This is a genomic window from Epilithonimonas bovis DSM 19482, from assembly GCF_900108115.1.
Classification (GTDB): Bacteria; Bacteroidota; Bacteroidia; order Flavobacteriales; family Weeksellaceae; genus Epilithonimonas; species Epilithonimonas bovis.
Genome location: NZ_FTPU01000013.1, coordinates 60,584 through 77,215, shown reverse-complemented (window position 1 = coordinate 77,215; position 16,632 = coordinate 60,584). Strand labels below are relative to the sequence as shown.

General features: G+C 31.1%; 13 protein-coding genes. 11 read left to right on the top strand and 2 right to left on the bottom strand.

The features are described 5' to 3' along the window. Positions 1–5: 5 nt before the first annotated feature. The 8 genes from B0B05_RS07500 (at position 6) to B0B05_RS07465 (ending at position 14,069) form a co-directional block, all read left to right on the top strand. On the top strand, positions 6–425 hold the full coding sequence (locus tag B0B05_RS07500; RefSeq protein WP_076783045.1) for a hypothetical protein: 420 nt from the start codon (positions 6–8) through the stop codon (positions 423–425). A gap of 3 nt (positions 426–428) precedes the next feature. Continuing rightward, complete coding sequence (locus B0B05_RS07495) at positions 429–2,414, top strand: type IV secretion system DNA-binding domain-containing protein (protein WP_076783044.1); 1,986 nt, start codon at positions 429–431, stop codon at positions 2,412–2,414. A gap of 4 nt (positions 2,415–2,418) precedes the next feature. After that, positions 2,419–3,240 carry a M23 family metallopeptidase gene (locus B0B05_RS07490; protein ID WP_076783043.1) on the top strand — a complete coding sequence of 274 codons (822 nt, stop codon included), beginning with the start codon at positions 2,419–2,421 and terminating at the stop codon, positions 3,238–3,240. Next, complete coding sequence (locus B0B05_RS07485; protein ID WP_076783042.1) at positions 3,233–3,946, top strand: hypothetical protein; 714 nt, start codon at positions 3,233–3,235, stop codon at positions 3,944–3,946. The genes B0B05_RS07490 and B0B05_RS07485 overlap by 8 nt, the downstream gene beginning before the upstream one ends. 150 nt (positions 3,947–4,096) lie before the next feature. Beyond that, positions 4,097–7,318, top strand: coding sequence for a JAB domain-containing protein (locus B0B05_RS07480; RefSeq protein WP_076783041.1), 3,222 nt, complete (start codon positions 4,097–4,099; stop codon positions 7,316–7,318). A gap of 74 nt (positions 7,319–7,392) precedes the next feature. Beyond that, positions 7,393–8,082: a hypothetical protein gene (locus B0B05_RS07475; protein WP_076783040.1), complete on the top strand. Its 690-nt coding sequence runs from the start codon at positions 7,393–7,395 to the stop codon at positions 8,080–8,082. An 11-nt stretch (positions 8,083–8,093) separates the two neighbouring features. Then, positions 8,094–13,706, top strand: coding sequence for an Eco57I restriction-modification methylase domain-containing protein (locus B0B05_RS07470; RefSeq protein ID WP_076783039.1), 5,613 nt, complete (start codon positions 8,094–8,096; stop codon positions 13,704–13,706). 24 nt (positions 13,707–13,730) lie between these two features. Continuing rightward, a complete protein-coding gene (locus B0B05_RS07465; protein WP_076783038.1) occupies positions 13,731–14,069 on the top strand; it encodes a single-stranded DNA-binding protein in 339 nt (112 codons plus the stop codon). Positions 14,070–14,136: 67 nt separating this feature from the next. Here B0B05_RS07465 and B0B05_RS07460 read toward each other — a convergent pair whose 3' ends face one another. Together B0B05_RS07460 and B0B05_RS07455 are read right to left on the bottom strand one after the other, a co-directional pair. Further along, a complete protein-coding gene (locus tag B0B05_RS07460) occupies positions 14,137–14,358 on the bottom strand; it encodes a hypothetical protein (RefSeq protein ID WP_076783037.1) in 222 nt (73 codons plus the stop codon). Between the two features lie 54 nt (positions 14,359–14,412). Next, on the bottom strand, positions 14,413–15,003 hold the full coding sequence (locus B0B05_RS07455; protein WP_076783036.1) for a ParA family protein: 591 nt from the start codon (positions 15,001–15,003) through the stop codon (positions 14,413–14,415). 312 nt (positions 15,004–15,315) lie between these two features. Between B0B05_RS07455 and B0B05_RS07450 the strand changes: the two genes are divergently transcribed. From B0B05_RS07450 to B0B05_RS07440, 3 genes are read left to right on the top strand one after another with little or no spacing between them, the layout of a single operon-like run. Beyond that, positions 15,316–15,921 (top strand): recombinase family protein, encoded by a 606-nt coding sequence (locus B0B05_RS07450; protein WP_076783035.1) that lies wholly within the window; start codon positions 15,316–15,318, stop codon positions 15,919–15,921. Between the two features lie 3 nt (positions 15,922–15,924). Beyond that, the gene (locus tag B0B05_RS07445; protein WP_076783034.1) at positions 15,925–16,113 is read left to right on the top strand and encodes a hypothetical protein; all 189 of its coding nucleotides are present in this window, start codon (positions 15,925–15,927) and stop codon (positions 16,111–16,113) included. A 52-nt stretch (positions 16,114–16,165) separates the two neighbouring features. Continuing rightward, entirely contained in the window at positions 16,166–16,516 is a 351-nt protein-coding gene (locus B0B05_RS07440) for a hypothetical protein (RefSeq protein ID WP_076783033.1), read from the top strand. The last annotated feature ends 116 nt before the right edge of the window (positions 16,517–16,632 follow it).

Genomic DNA, 16,632 nt, shown 5'->3' with positions numbered 1-16,632 from the left:
TACAAATGATAAACTCACAAACTATTGCTATTCTGGCAAAAGAAAATATGCTGAAAGAAAATTTTTATAAAATTTTTTTAGATCCTACAACTGAATATTTTAATGAACTTAAAATAGATGGTTCTCACATAAACTTTTATAGTAAAAAAAGGTTTTTTAAAATTTATAAATTATTTATAAGAGAACTTGATTATCATGCTAATGATATTAATAGGGAATTGGACGTTATGAATGATTCTTTGAGTAAATTATTAAGTATAGATATTTATTACGAAAACCTTAGTAAAACAGAATTTTTAGCCATTATAAATATGCTTAGAAGTTACTATTTAGAACGGGGAGTTTTTATTAATCCTAAGGTGATTGAATCAATTGTTAATCTATACTATGGAGAAAATATCAAAGCTTCAAATAAACATTCTTAACATATGCAAGAACAACAACATCAAATAAAGATATACGGCTTTATGCAAAAAGCCGTGTACTTTGTTGTTATAATGGATTGTGTTTCATTATTTTTCATAAATAGTGATATACCGTTGTTGACAAAATTACTTCAGGGTTTTGTTAAAATGAAAATATTTTATCCACCTATTAATGCAAAAATAGCAACGCTTCTTTTAATTGCTTTAGTTGCAGTTGGTACAAGAGCAAAAAAAAGTCAAGACTTGAATATTGTTAAAACAATTGTAATTCCAATTATAATTGGTCTTTCAATGATATTAGGATCTCTTTATTTTGCAGGAATATCTATGGATAAAAATCTTCCTAAAGTTGTACCACATCTAAATCTTTATCAACTTATTTATCTAGCATTTTCATTCATTGGTGCTGTAATGACTCAGACTGGAGCAGATGCCATTTCTAAAATTATGCAAATGAAAATGGGTAAAGATAGATGGAATACGGAAGAAGAATCATTTGATCAAAACAAAGAACTAGTTAATACAGATACTAGTATTAATATTCCCTATCTCTTTAGATACAAAAAGGCTACTCACAAAGGATGGATGAATATTAATCCATTCCGAGGAACAATGGTTATCGGAACCCCGGGTTCCGGTAAATCATTCGGGGTCATCAATCCGGCAATCAGACAAATGATTTCCAAAGGTTTTTGTCTCTGCATCTATGATTTTAAGTTTCCGGATCTTGGACAAATAGCTTACTATCATTACTTAACTAAGAAAAGTAAAGATTCTAATTACAAGCATAAGTTCCATGTAATTAATCTGAATGATGTTGAAAAGTCGAAAAGAATTAATCCATTTAAAAAAGAATATGTCAAAACGTTAGCAGAAGCACAGGAGATGGCCGAAGCAATGGTTTCTTCATTACAAAAAGGAGGTGCAAGTGCCGGAGGCGGTTCTGATCAATTTTTTACCCAGTCTGCCATAAACTTTCTTTCTTCTTGTATTTATTTCTTTGCTACACATGAGAATGGGAAATATTCTGATCTACCTCATATTTTATCATTTATGAATCGTAGCTACAAAGAAATATTTGATACTCTTTTTGAACATGAAGAATTATATTCGCTTTTGTCCCCTTTTAAATCAGCATATGACAATAAAGCTTTTGATCAGTTGGAAGGACAAGTTGGCACTCTGAAAATTTTCCTTTCTCGACTTGCTACAAAAGAAAGTTTTTGGGTTTTTTCTGGTGATGAAATAGAGTTGAAAATTACAGATGTAGAAAATCCTTCAATTCTTATTCTAGCATCTGATCCTGGAACTCAAGATATTAATTCAGCGTTGTACTCAGCCGTACTCAATAGAACACTAAGGTTAATAAATAGTAAAAGAAATCTTCCTGGCGGAATTATAGCAGACGAGTTTCCTACGATTTACATCCATAAAATAGATAATGTAGTAGCAACGGCAAGAAGTAACAAGGTTGCAGTTTTATTAGGTCTTCAGGAACTTCCACAGTTACGACAGTTCTATAAGAAAGAAGTTGCAGATACAATATCAGCCATTATTGGGAATATACTTTCAGGATCTGCCAGAGATAAAAATACTCTTGACTGGCTAGAAAAAATGTTTGGAAAAATAAAACAAAAAACATTTTCACAATCTATTTCACAACAAGGTACAACTACTAGTATCAATGAAAAGATGGATAATATGATTCCAGCAGGTAAAATTGCTGCATTAAAAACGGGTGAAATGGTTGGGATGATTGCTCAGAGTGAAGAGAACGATACTGATGAATATAAAACTTCAGCCATTAACGGCAAGATTAACCTAGATATGAAAGCTATTAAAGAAGAAGAGGCAAACTTTGTTAAAATGCCTATTTATTATGACTTTTCAAAAAACCCTAATCTAACCAAAAATGATATTCTGTTGGCTAATTTTAGACGTATTAACAAAGAAGTAGAAATTTTAGTACATCAAATGATAAAACCATAATCAAATGAAAAAATTAATTTTAATACCCTTTTTTATATTCATAAACATTTTTTGCTTTGCTCAATTCAATACAATTACACCCAAATCAAAAGAAAAAATTGAAGTTTTGAAAGATACTTTAAGTTCTAAAAGCGATGATGTACCGAAAAAAAAAGATAAAATTTCTTTAAAAAAGATATTGAAAATAACGACAAAATCTGATTTGAAAAACGAAATAGATTCATTAAAAAGCATATTGAAAAAGAGTGCTTTGAATCTGGAAAAAAACAGACAAAATGATAGAATTCGTGATTCTTTGATATTTCTAAGACAGAACAAAATCGAAAATGAGAACTTTAACAAAAATAACAGATCATTTTCAAAATATGATCTTATAGATGAACCAGAAGAAATTTCCAAAGTTGTAATGCCATTGAAAGGCAAAATAAATGTTACATCTCCTTTTGGAGTAAGAAAACATCCAATTTTTGGACAAATCAAGATGCACAAAGGAATAGACTTAAAAGCAAATTATGAAAATGTCTATTCGGTGCTAGACGGAATTGTTACTGAAACAGGATGGGATAATAAAGGAGGTGGAAATTATATGAAAATTAAACACTTTGGCCGTTTTGAAACTTCATATCTTCATTTGTCAGATATATATTATCACATAGGAGAGAGGGTAAATGCAGGATTTATCATTGCAAAGAGTGGGAATTCTGGGAATTCTACAGGACCTCATTTACATTTTTCTGTTAAAGAATACGGACAATTAATTAACCCCGTCGTATTTTTAAATGACTTAATAAAAGCAAATAATTTAATCGCTATTTATAATGAATAACAACACACTACCCCAAGAAGAGTTGAAAAAGTATGGTATTATCAATGAAGATAATTCTTTTTCAAAAAAACTGTCTTCAGAAGACATCGAAAAATTTTTGAACGGCTACACAATTGTAGCTGATAATGAAAAGAATAGAATTGCATTTAAGCTTACAGATAATAATTCTAGGCTTAATGTTAATCTATTTGAAAGAGATAGGGACTTTGAGGAACTATTGGAAAAAAGTAAAGAAAAAGTTCAGTATTCGGATGTTAAAAAGCAATATGATATTAAGGAGGATAAATCGCCTGATCAGCTAAATTTCTCCAAACTAGCATTTGTGTTCGACAAGGAAACTAATACAGTTCGCGAATATGACATGATTAAAAATGCATCAGAATTAACCAAGGTAATTTTAGAAAAAAATAATGCATTAGAAAATGAGCAATACCGATTGGAACTTCAGAAATTAAAAAATGTACTTTATGATAAAATAGATCAATATCCGGAAATTGCAAAAGATATAAAAAATGATCTCAATATCGTAGATAAAGAGATTGACACAATTTCAAACGTTTCAGAAAATACGTTGCAGAAAGAAAAATCTGTTGATCTTGACGTTAATGATAAAGATATGTATGAAGATGCAAATCGTGAAAGAGAAGAGAAATTTCAGGATGAACGGGAAGAAGAAATGGATAGGCCGAGAGGAAGAGGCCGATAAATTAAAATTAAAACTCTGGAAGAATCCAGAGTTTTTTTTTCGTTTAAATTAATTAGCCTTAATTATACTTATTTAGACTGCAATTATCTGATTATGTAGGTTTTAACATTGGTTTTCAAGACTTTTGTAAACAAATCTAACAACATATAAATGCAAATCAATATAGAAATAGCGAAGTATAATGATATGGATGAAATGACTCCATTTCAAAAATTGAAATTTTCTTCCATTGATGAAGCTATTGCTAATGTAGAATTTCTTAAATTAGGTTACGATTATTTCAAAAATGGAGAAATACTTGCTGTTAGAGCTGATAACTCATCAAGAATTCATCTCATTGATCACGATTCTACGGTTCCATTAAATGAATTAAGAAAAGATCTTGAAAACAAATACACTTTTTCAACTCAAAAAGATTTAGATTATGACGAAATTGAATTTAAAATTACTACAAAGCCGGAAAAAAAATCGCTCAATTCAAATTTTAAATTTGAAAAGAACGAAAACACAAAATATGCAAAAACTTCAACAGGGGAAAATCTACCATTCAAACTCTTCAGAACCGATGATACTGGTGTCAGATCCAATTTACTACGGGAATCACAAAATTCAGGAAACAGTACAGATTTTGCATTAATTGAAAGGCGTTTCTCTGAAAACAATTCACTCCAATTCTTTGGAACTGAAAAAATTCAAAATCATAATGATATTGCCTGGCTATTCAAATCTTTAGAAGACGAAGCAGTAGAACATGCATTTCTAGTTTATGATTTTGTAGATAAAGGATATTTCGTACAGCATATTTCTACCGGCTCCTATAATGCCGCAATTATTGATAATAAGTCAATTATAGGTAATATTATTGAAGCAAATCCAGCTTCAGTTACTTTGGTCCACAATCATCCAAGTGGTAATCTTGTAGCATCACCAGCAGATGCGCATATTCTTGAAAAATTAAAAAATGCACTTAAAAGCACTGATGTAAAGGTTAATGATGGAATTATAATTAACCTCAGGAGTGGAAATTATTTGGTTTTCAATGAACAAAATTTATCCGATTTGAAACATAGAGAGGATAGTTTTAAAACGTCAATTAAAGTTCAATCTTATTCTTTTTCAAAACAGATTTTAGTAGAAAACTTTCAACCTATTCAAGTAAAATCTCCAGAAGAAGTTGCAGCATATATCACTTCTCAAAAATTTGGAATTTCTGATAAAACCGAAATGCTAATTCTCAATTCTCAGCTTAGCATTGTCGGAAAATTTATTTTGCCTGTTAATAATCAGGAAAATTCTATTATCGAAAATGTTTCAAAGTTTGGTGGTTCCAGTTGTGTTTTATATGGAAATAATATAACGCCGGAACTAATTGATTTTTATAGCAAACGTTTAGAACATTCTAATATCACAATAACGGATGCCATTCTACTTAAAAGTGAGAACGGGCAAAAAATGTGGGAATCCTTTATAGAAGAAGGAAAAATAGAAAAAAACTATAATGCCAAAACCGATTATTTCTCCGAGAATAATAAATCTAATAATACTGTAATGGAAGAAAACAATTTATCATGGTCAGACAAATATCTTACACCGAAAACAGATGCGTATAAAAATTTTGTAAAAGATATTGAAAAGACTGATAAGGAAAGGGTATTTAATGAAAAGGGAGATAAATTCCTCAAAATTTATGAGTATTTAGAGTCAAGGAAGTTAAGAGAAAATAAACAGGAACAACGAGGATTCAAATACGATATATCCATTTCTGTTTTAGATAAAAACTTGACTAAAACATTTCATTTTCAAGATTTAAGCCGTGTTATGAATGATTTAAAAAGGAGAGATTTTTCTGAAAACATAAGCCTGCTATTTAAAGACCGAAGTCAAAATATTGAAGTTTCAATTAATAATAATGCAGAAAAAGAAAAATTCTTAGCTGATTCATGGGCTAAAGAGTTCTCTTTAAAAACAGATTTAAGTTCCGGAATGACAAGAACTCAAATTGATGAGAAGCAATCCTATCACTATCGAAATTATGAAACTGAAGCAAAAAAATTAGGAATTGAGATTACACCTTTAAATGAAATTGGTGAAAAGCATATGGATATCCAAAATAAAGGTGAGATTTCAAATTACAAAAATTCGATAGATCCTGATTCTAATCCACTTTTATCATATGGTAGAGATAGTGATTTTATAGATGATATTTTTGATGATATTGAAAATGGTGTTGGGGATTTATGGGAAAAAAAAACAAAAGATGAAGTTGTTGGAAAAACGGCCTTTCATGATTCGGGGGAAGTAATGGAGTATAAATCTTCTGAAAGCTATCTAAAAGATTTACAAAAAGAAATTGATCACAATATGGGAGGTTTCACTTATGAAACAATTACTAAGGATCCCGAAGTGCGTAAGAAAGCCGATGATCTTATTTATGGGGCTTACGGAGAAGATAATCCCAATTCCTTAGGATATTACCAAAATAAAGGGGTTGTAGGTGGGAAAATTAAAGACATAGCAGCAGAAGCCATCCGGAATCCAGAATCTATTAAGCAATATGATTCACAGACACAAAATGTAATTAACCTATATATTAATCAAAATCCAAATATTATGGAATCACCACAAAAAGAATTCGATTTAGCCTTACATCTCAAAACACAATTAAAATACCTTGGTTTTGGTGAAGGGGAAAAACTGCATAAAGATCTTGAAAAAGGTCTCAACAGTCAGGAAAAGCAGTTTTCAATTATTACTTCTTCGGACAAAGCATTACCTGGTAATAAGATTGATTATGCAATCAATTTTAACAAATCTGAAAATGGAGGTGTTTTTCTAAATTCTTATGATGCTACCCTGAACAACAGTAAAGGAGAAACTGTTTCTCAGAATTTCAAAATAGGTAAAGATAACTCTTTTACAGCTAAAGAAGCTTTAAATCTTTTAGAAGGTAGATCAGTAAAAATTGAGTTTACAAATCCTAAAACTGATCAAAAAGAAACAAGTTTTGTACAGTTAAATCTCGCTGAAAAAAAGAATGAATATGGAAACTACAATTTTCAATCTTTCCATCAGAACTATGGTGTGGATACAGAAAAAATTGTAGAAAAATCCAATATCATTTTTGATAAGCCGGAGTATAAAGACAATACGATTAAAAACCTAGAAAAAGGAAATATCGTTAATGTAAAGTTTGAAATGAAAGACAATGTTATTGAAGGAAAAGCTGTTCTTAATCCGCAGTACAAAAACCTAAGCCTCTACGATAATGAAATGAATCGTGTTAATACTAATGAACCTATCAAGGGATTGGAAAACGATCAAAAACACGAAAAATCAAATGTTCGTGAACAAAGTATTTCCCGAGGAATATAATGAACCCCATATCTAAATTTTAATTGTTGTAAGCGGTAAGACTTCGGAATTACCGCTTTTTTAATCTTACGCTTATGAAAAAAATATCTTTAATAGCATCCTTGGTTTTTCTTTCTGCAATATCGTGCAGAAAAGAAATTAAAGCTGAAAAAGGCGGCATCGACATTATTTCTAATGTTTACTTCGCTGCCTCAAAAAATCTGGATTCGATGAAGACATTCCATGTTTCCAAATTAAATTATAAAGGTGATTCTATAATTGAAATTGTTCCGGATCTTCAAGTTCCTGAGATGAATGCCGGTAAATATTTTATTAAGGATTCTTTGTATTATGATATTGGTATTAAAGATCAAATAAACAACAGACTAATTGTTTTGTCGGACGTTTTTAAGTCGCAAAAACCAAAATCTGTTTTTAACAAATCTGATGGGGCAATTTATACAAAAGAGCCATTGAAGAACTATAGAAATAGAAAAAATCTTAGTGATACTGTTCTTTTTGGTAAGGAATATCAGCGTTTTGAAATTAAATCGCCTTGGAATTATAGTCGATTTTATATTTATAAAACGGATACAATTCTTCCGTATTCACTTTATAAAAATATTGAAAATGATTATAAAGGACGATTAGAAAGAATAGATTCTTACAATCGAAAGACTGACGTTTTTGTGTCGGTTCAGTTAATTCCTAGATCCAAGATGGATGAAGAAGCTGAAGATACGTTCAATTTCAATGATTTCGCACTTAAAGGTAAACTCCATTAAACTCTTAAACTATGTCTAAGTATACAAATGAAGAAATTGCTAATATTACCAGTAGCGTTTCGATGATTGATTATTTTCTTCACCTTGAGCAGAAAGGCAAAGTAAAATACGAGGGTAAAAAAGGGCGTGATTTATTTTTTAAGAATGAAAATGAAAAATTTTCGGTAAATGATAAGGGTTTTTTTAGTTTCAGTGCTAATGAAGGAGGACAAATTTTAAAAGCAGTAATGACTTTAGAAAATAAGTCATGGAAAGAATCTTTAGACTTCTTAGCCGATTTCACAAACCAAACTAAAAGTGAAGATTTTGCAGAAAGAAAAAAGGAATTTAAAACAAAAGAAAATAATTCCTATTCCGAAATCAAAATCCAGTATTCCGGAGTTCCGAACAATGATAAACTCTTATCATATTTTAATGATCGTGGAATTTCAAAAGAAATTTTACAGGCTAATACAAGACAGATTCATTACGAAAACAACGGAAAAAAATATTTCGGTATCGGACTTGAAAATCATTCTGGAGGTTTTGAAATCAGAAATCCATTAGCCAAAATTAAAATTGGAAAAACTGATATTTCAGAAATCAAAGGCTCAAAAAATGAAATTATTGTATTTGAAGGAATGACTGATATGCTGTCTTTTTTACAGTTACAAAAACTTAGTGGAAATCAGAATAACAGAACCTTGGTTTCGCTTAACTCTATTACGAATGTAGATCGTTTTATTTCAATTTATGGGAATTTTGATGGCAAGATGTTTGTCTGTTTAGATGGGGATAAAGGTGGCAATCTTGCAACAAAAAAAATACTTCAAGCATTTAATGGTAAAAATGTTAAAGATATTCGACCCTTTTATTCTATTTCTGAAAATCAAAATAATGATCTTAATGATTATCTCAAAAACAAACTTAACATACAACAAAAAAACACTAATTTAAATCAACAAAAAACATCTGAAAATGAAAACAATACATCTCAATCCGGAACAATTTCCGAAACTAAGCAAGTGGAACCAGGAGCATCTCAACAACACCTTGGAAAACCTATCGAAAAAAGCCAATCCAAGCAAACAACAGATAACGGAAGCGGACAAAGAATGGGCAGCCATAATGCTGGAAATGGACTTGCAGGCGCAAAGTGGAGCGATTCAGGAACCGGAGAATCAGGAAGAAGATCTGATGACAACCCACAATCGCAAGATGTTGGAAAGAGCCAAAGAGAACAACATTCCCTGGGCGGACGAATATTAGAAAATTCTACTAATAATGCTGTGTTGGATGCTTTGATTTTAAAGCATCATGGAAATAAAATAACGAATGAGGATATTCATAAAATAGTATCCGAAATCACATTCGTGGGTGAAGATCAATCTGTTCAGCTTTTTCAAAGTTTTAGAATAACGGAGGAATTAAAAGACATCTGTAATCAGTATAAATCCGGCGGAACAGCAAAAGAAGGCAGAGGAATCTTAGATGAATATTATACGGATACAACAATTGTTGATGCAGTCCGAAACCTTATAAAAGATAATTTCAAAAATCACAAAAGCTTAAACGTGCTGGAACCAAGCATTGGTACCGGAAATTTCCTCCATGCAATAAAGGGACTTGATTCTAAAACTTATGTAACAGGATTTGAAATAAACGAAACCACTGCCAAAATTGCGAAAATACTACATCCCGAAGCCAATATTAATCTTCGGTCTTTTGAAACCGAATTTATAGATGAAAATGGCGTTAAAACCAAACCAAATGACTATAAAAATAAATATGATATAGTGATTGGAAACCCTCCTTATGGCGAGCATAGGGGGCTCTATAAGGGATTAGGGGAAGAAACTAAAATTACAAAGTACGAAGATTATTTTGTTAAACGAAGTTTAGATGTATTGAAGGAAGGTGGAACATTGGCCATGGTACTTCCTTCCAGTTGGCTCAACCGACAAAAGAAATTGGATCACGGTGAAATAGAAAAAGCTTACCGTCTACCTGCCGGAGCGTTTTCCGGAACACAAGTCGGAACCGATATTATAATTCTTAGAAAGTCTCAACAGAAAGTTGCTCAGAATATTTCAGACTATTTCATAAAAAATCCAGAAAAGGTTCTTGGTGAAATCAATGAAAAAACAAATAGATTTGGCCGTCTGGAACAATATGTAAAGGGGAATCTTGATGATGCTCTTGCAAAAATTGAACAGCTTGAAAATCGGAAGGAAACGGAAAAAATTGGAAACCTATTTGAAGGGTTATGGAATTCCGCTGATGAAGTTAACCTCCCAAAAACTCAAGAAACAAAAAAAGCCGTTTCACCAGAGATAAATCTACCTAAAGAAGAGGCAGGAATCAGTATTTCACAAACTCAAGAAAAAGTTAACCAGGTAATTTCCACTCTGGAACAAATAAAATTTAAATCTCCTGCCGTGCAGAGAGAAATCAAAAAATACGAAAAAATTCAATCGCAACTTAATGATGGAAAACCCCAATTCACTCCGGAAGATTGTGAGCAAATCAGTCAAAAAGCGGATAAAATTCTGGAATCCCAGAACGATAAAAATGCTGAATATAAAATACAGGAAAAGCCCGAAATTAAGAAAGGCATTCTTAAATATCAATTTACCAAACAGGATGAAGTAGTAAATACTGCATTACAGAACAGTACTGATATTTCGCAAGAACAAATCAGTGCCTTCCGAGACACGAATTATGATGGTACGTTAAATAATCATGGAAAACACGCTGATTTTGCAAACTATATTGAAGGAAATTGGGTTCACGATTTCTATTATGCCGAAGGAAATATTTATGCAAAACTAAAACAGTTAGAAACAGATTTCGTTGATAAGAATGCTGTTGGAGGATTATCGAATCAATACGAAAAACAAAAATCTTTACTTGAAAGCGTACTTCCTAAACCAAAATCTCTTGAAGAAATAATCATCAGCCCGAATCATGAATTTATACATAAGTTTGACTTAGGACAAGTTGAGAAAGAATTTTACAATCAATTTACTAAGGGATATTCAAAACAATTAGTAGAATACAATCTTGCAGAAAAGTTTAAAGATTTTGTGAGCACTCTTCCTTATGAAGCTTTTCAGGGATCCTCTTCTTGGGAAGTGAAAGGATTTGTCGATAACGAATCAGTTACAGGAAGCGATAAAGAAAGAAATGCCTTAGTACGCGAGCGAAGAAAAGCAGCTGCTAACGATTTGTTCAGTAAATTTATTAGGGAAGAGCTGCCAGAAGATTTAAGAAATCGTTTCATAAAGGAATTTAATGAGAATTACAATAATATCCATGTTCCGGATTATTCAAAATTCCCTCTTTTTTCTAAGATTCATCAAAATTTTAAGGGAAAAGAATTGAAGTTGACAGAAGTGCAAAAAGCAGGAATCGGACGACAGACTACCAAAGGAGTTGGACTTTTAGCCCACGAAGTCGGCTTTGGAAAAACACTTTCAGGAATTCTTTCAATGCATGAAGCAATGGAACGTGGAAACGCCAAAAGACCGCTAATCGCAGTTCCAAATGAAAGCATTTTAAAACAATGGGTAGATACAATTTTTGAAACGATTCCCAATGCAAGAGTTAATGTTTTAGGGAATCTTGGAAAAGATTATGATCTCTCAAAATTCGATAATAAAGACGGAGAAATTACCTTGGTAACTTATGAAGGATTCAATAACATAGGTTTCTCAAAAGAAATTACAGAAGATTTAGCTTCAAAGTTTAATTACATTTCTGCAAGTGAACTTAAAAGCGTTACTAATACTGAGAGAGATACCCAAATTGAATTGCAGAAGGAAAAAGAGATTGAAGGAAAAATGAAGCGTGGAAAAATCTACGATTGGGAAGATTTTGGATTCGACCATTTGACTTTTGATGAAGTTCACAACGCTAATCATATTGTTGGAAAAGTAAAAATTGAAGACCGAAGATTTGCATCAGATTTTAGAAATCAAAATCAACAGACCTCAAAACTGGGAATTAACACATGGATGGCAGCTCAGTACATTCAGGATAAACATGATGGTAGAAACATCACTTTACTTTCTGCCACGCCTTTTACCAACAAACCTTTAGAATATTACTCAATTCTTTCATTAATTGCCAATAAAAGATTAGAAGAAAAAGGCTATTTCAATGTCAATACTTTCTTTGAAACTTTTATGGAAGCGGATAGCGATATGGAAATTGATGCCAAAGGTGATGTGAAATTCAAAGCCAACGTCCGAAGATTTAAAAATAACACTTTATTCCAGCAGTTATTATCTGAATTCATTGATATAAAGGGAGAAGAAGATAATCCGGAATTGGTTCGTCCGACCAAAATCAATAAAGAGTATAAAGTCGAACAAAATGATTTTACCAAAGAGCAATATGATTTGTTGAATGAAAGTTTCAGTGAAACAGCAAAAGGAGCGATTCTCACTCATATTCTTAACGCCCGGCTCATTGCGATTTCACCATATCTGTCTCCTTTTTATGACGGAAAAACTCCAACTGTAAAAGAGTTTGTGAACAATTCACCAAAGCTAAAGCAGACAATGGATCTGATAAGGCAAAACAAAAAAGATATTCCAGAAGGTGGACAAATTATTTATTCCGAGTTAGCTGTTGCAGAATTTCCTAAACTGAAAGAATATTTAATTAAAGAGGTAGGATTTAAGCCGGAAGAAGTGGGAATAATAACCGGAGCAACTACTAAACCTAACCGATTGAAAATTCAGGATGATTTTAATTTGGGGAAAATTAAAGTGGTTATCGGAAGTGAAGCGATTCAGGAAGGAATGAACTTACAAGAAAAAACAACAGACACTTATCTGCTATCATTGCCTTACAATTTCACTTCATTGAGACAAGTTGAAGGGCGCTCCTGGAGGCAAGGAAATGAAAACGAAAATGTACGGATGAATTTCATGTTGACCAATGATAGTATTGATGTTTTTATGTTACAAAAATTACAGGCTAAGCAAGCTAGATATTTGGAAGCAATGAAAAAAGGAGCAGATGTTTTAGATATATCTGATATTAATACTTCAGAACTTAAAACAGCTATTATCACTAATCCTGAAACAAGAGCGAATATCGAAATTGAGGTTTTAAAGAAAAAAATCGAAGCTGAAAAAAATAAATTTCTTGCAGATTCAGCTTTTGTTCTTAGAAAGTATAATGATTTTATTAAAGTTAACGAGGGTGTTAAAAAAGCCCAAGAAACTTATAATAGAATTGAAGGATTTTCAAATGATGGAACCGCAAATGCAGACTATTGGAAAAACCAGTTACCGACATATCAAAAACACATTGATTTGGCTAAAGAAGAAGTACATAAGGTTATTGTTGATCTTGAGGGGAAAGGGGTAAATATTGCAGAAATAGAAAAGCAAACTAAAATTACAGAAGACAAAATATCTGAACTGGATGCAAGATTAGATAATCTACCTGAAGAAAGAGCAGAACTGATAGAACTATACAGGCTGGAAAAACAAGAACTACAACGAGAAAATGAAAGTCTGGATCTTTTACTCGAGAGGTCGAAAGAAAATGAACATTTGTTTAAAACTCAGAAAGCAGAACTCATTTTAGAAGAGCAAATTTTAAATACAGATTATAAACGAAAAAGATAAACATTAATTTCAAATTTTAAGATTATGTCACTAAGAAACAAAGTAACTCTAATTGGAAGAACAGGAAAAGAGGTAGAAACATTCACCTTCGAGAATGGAAATGTAAAGGCATCCGTCTCGATGGCCACAAGTGATTTCTATACGAATTCGCAAAATGAAAAAGTTGAGGAGACTCAATGGCACAATTTAATTGCTTTTGGGAAGACCGCAGAAATATTGCAAAAATATGTTGTTAAAGGTCAAGAGATTGCGATAGAGGGAAAGATAATTTATAGAAATTACGATGATAAAGACGATCAAAAAAAGTCCGTAACAGAAATTAGGGTAGAAGAAATAGTACTTCTCTCAAACCCTAATAAATAAAATTACAATCTAATTAGTAAAGCTTCATTTTAAACAAAATGAAGCTTTTTTTTTAATTTGCAAAAGATTAAAAATAAGTTTTGTCAATTGCATCATTTATTAAATCTTTTAGAGACTTGTTTTGTTCTACAGACAACATCTTTAAACGCTTTAATTTTTCCTGTTCGATGTAGAGAGAAAATATTTTTTCTGACTTTTTCTCTTTTATAGGGATAACTTTTTGTATAGGAGTATTAATTTTTGTTTCCTTTGCTTTTCCAATTAATGCAGATAGATCTTGTTTAGCCATTATTATATATTTATATAATTATATATTTATATTTTTTTATAAATATATAAATAATTAATTATTTATTGATAGTGTCAAAATTTCCTTTGTAAGATTGTCAATTTGCTTTTGGGCATTATTAGATTCTTCAACTCCACCAAGGACTACTGATCGAGAGAAAGCTACCAAATCTGACAACATATTTTTTGAAACTTTAATTTCGTATTCCTGCAATTGTTTTTTTATTTCGTCTGTTAGTGTAGTTTTTGGTTTTACCATATTAAAAACAACTAAGGCTTTCTTTTCGCTATTTGCTTGCTTAACAATATCAATAGTTGATTTGATGGCCAACAAGTCTAAAATGCCGGCTTTTGTTGGTATAACAATTACATCAGCGATTTCGCATAATTCTGAAATACTTTCATTAAGATAAGGCGGTGTATCTATAAAAACAAAATCAAAATCAGAATTGATGATTTTTTTCAATTCAGATCCAGAAAAAATTGGAATTGTTGAGAGTTCTGAAAGGTGTAATAATGAACCCTGTGAATCCATATCCACAAGACATACTTTAGCAGAGTTTTTAAGGTTTTCTGCAAGATTGTAAGTGATAGTGCTTTTTCCAACACCTCCCTTTTGATGTGTAGTAAGAATTACTTTTGCCATGTTTATATAATTATATATTTATGCAAATATATAATTATAGATTTATATATTATAATTTATTACGAAGTTTTTTAAAATTCGTTCTTTATTGTTTACTTATCGACTATGAGTCGATTTATAAAATGGATTTATTTATATAAATATATAAATATTTAGTTATATAATTATATATACCTGTAAAACGGTGGATTAATGAGATTTTTTAAGTGGTCAAATTCGGCCACTTATTTTGTTTGTTTTATTTTCTCAAAAACTCGTATCATTAAACAAAGTTTCATAAATTTACATTTTATGAGTTTAATGTAACAAAGTATGAAATTTGGATATGCAAGAGTATCAACCAAAGACCAAAATTTAAGTTTGCAAATCGAAGCGTTAGAGAAGGCAGGTTGCGAAAAAATATTTCAAGAAAAAATTTCGGGATCAACTAAGAACCGTCCAGAACTTGACAAAATGATTACTCATTTGAGAAAAGACGACATATTATTTGTTTGGAGATTGGACAGACTTGGAAGAAGTTTAAAAAATATTATTGACCTGGTCTTGAGTTTGAGTGAAAAAGGCGTAGTTATCAAAGGTATTTCTGATGGGGTTGATACATCCACATCGAGCGGTAGGCTTTTTCTCAATATAATGGCTTCTTTGGCTGAATACGAAAGAGAACTAATAAAGGAGAGAACAAACGCAGGCTTGCAATCTGCAAGAGCAAGAGGCAGAACTGGAGGGAGGCCAAAAGGTTATACAAAAGAAACAATTGCTAAGCTTTTAATAATGCGGTCAGTATATAAAGACAGTTCGAAAACTCCCGAAGAAATTTATAAACCTCTGGGATTAACAAGAGCAACATTTTACAGATATGCTAAAATTCTAGATAATCACACAAACGAAGAGATAAAACAAATGTCAATCAATAAATAAAAAATGCAGAAAGAGAAAAAAGAACTATATAAATTTTTGGAAAATATATCTCCTGGTGAACTTGCAAAAATTAGAGAAAAACGCCAAGATACATCAACAAGAGATAAAACTTTATTACTTAAAAAAGTCGCAGAAATCGAGGATATTCTTACTAAATTAAATGTTGAAATTTCTTTAAAAAAATGTAAATAAAAACTTGCGTATATAGTCATTAATGACTATCTTTGGTAAAAGAAATTTAGTTATGAAAGTCGTTTTTATAGTAACCGAAATAGCTGACATTAGGAAAACAGCTTCAAGTTTAGAAATTGGAAAAGAATATGTTGGAATGTTTATAGAAAGTAACAATTCTGTCTCGTGGACTGATCCAATTAATGAACAAGACTGGGTGTTTTGGGTAGGTGATACTTGTGAAATAGTAAATAATCTTAAAAACTATACGATTGACAAAGATATTTTGAATGCAAAAAAAAACTATAATTCACATATAAAAATGTGGCAGTATGTTACAGATGATTTTGTACATATTACTTGTAAAACTGAAAAAGGATTAGAATCTAATTGGATTAAATACAAAAAAGTTTTCGCACAATAATAATCTATCTCAAAAAAGATACAATGAATGCAGAACAATGGTTTTTATTAGCAGTAATAATAAGTGGAATTTTCTTTGTTGGATTGGCTTTGCCTTCAATTATGAAATTGTTTAAT

Excerpts from the sequence above, each read along its gene's own strand:
- B0B05_RS07440 (WP_076783033.1), top strand. The coding sequence starts at position 16,166 with ATGAAAGTCGTTTTTATAGTAACCGAAATAGCTGACATTAGGAAAACA.
- B0B05_RS07450 (WP_076783035.1), top strand. The coding sequence starts at position 15,316 with ATGAAATTTGGATATGCAAGAGTATCAACCAAAGACCAAAATTTAAGT.
- B0B05_RS07495 (WP_076783044.1), top strand. The coding sequence starts at position 429 with ATGCAAGAACAACAACATCAAATAAAGATATACGGCTTTATGCAAAAA.
- B0B05_RS07470 (WP_076783039.1), top strand. The coding sequence starts at position 8,094 with ATGTCTAAGTATACAAATGAAGAAATTGCTAATATTACCAGTAGCGTT.
- B0B05_RS07490 (WP_076783043.1), top strand. The coding sequence starts at position 2,419 with ATGAAAAAATTAATTTTAATACCCTTTTTTATATTCATAAACATTTTT.
- B0B05_RS07475 (WP_076783040.1), top strand. The coding sequence starts at position 7,393 with ATGAAAAAAATATCTTTAATAGCATCCTTGGTTTTTCTTTCTGCAATA.
- B0B05_RS07460 (WP_076783037.1), bottom strand. The coding sequence starts at position 14,358 with ATGGCTAAACAAGATCTATCTGCATTAATTGGAAAAGCAAAGGAAACA.
- B0B05_RS07500 (WP_076783045.1), top strand. The coding sequence starts at position 6 with ATGATAAACTCACAAACTATTGCTATTCTGGCAAAAGAAAATATGCTG.
- B0B05_RS07455 (WP_076783036.1), bottom strand. The coding sequence starts at position 15,003 with ATGGCAAAAGTAATTCTTACTACACATCAAAAGGGAGGTGTTGGAAAA.
- B0B05_RS07465 (WP_076783038.1), top strand. The coding sequence starts at position 13,731 with ATGTCACTAAGAAACAAAGTAACTCTAATTGGAAGAACAGGAAAAGAG.
- B0B05_RS07445 (WP_076783034.1), top strand. The coding sequence starts at position 15,925 with ATGCAGAAAGAGAAAAAAGAACTATATAAATTTTTGGAAAATATATCT.
- B0B05_RS07480 (WP_076783041.1), top strand. The coding sequence starts at position 4,097 with ATGCAAATCAATATAGAAATAGCGAAGTATAATGATATGGATGAAATG.
- B0B05_RS07485 (WP_076783042.1), top strand. The coding sequence starts at position 3,233 with ATGAATAACAACACACTACCCCAAGAAGAGTTGAAAAAGTATGGTATT.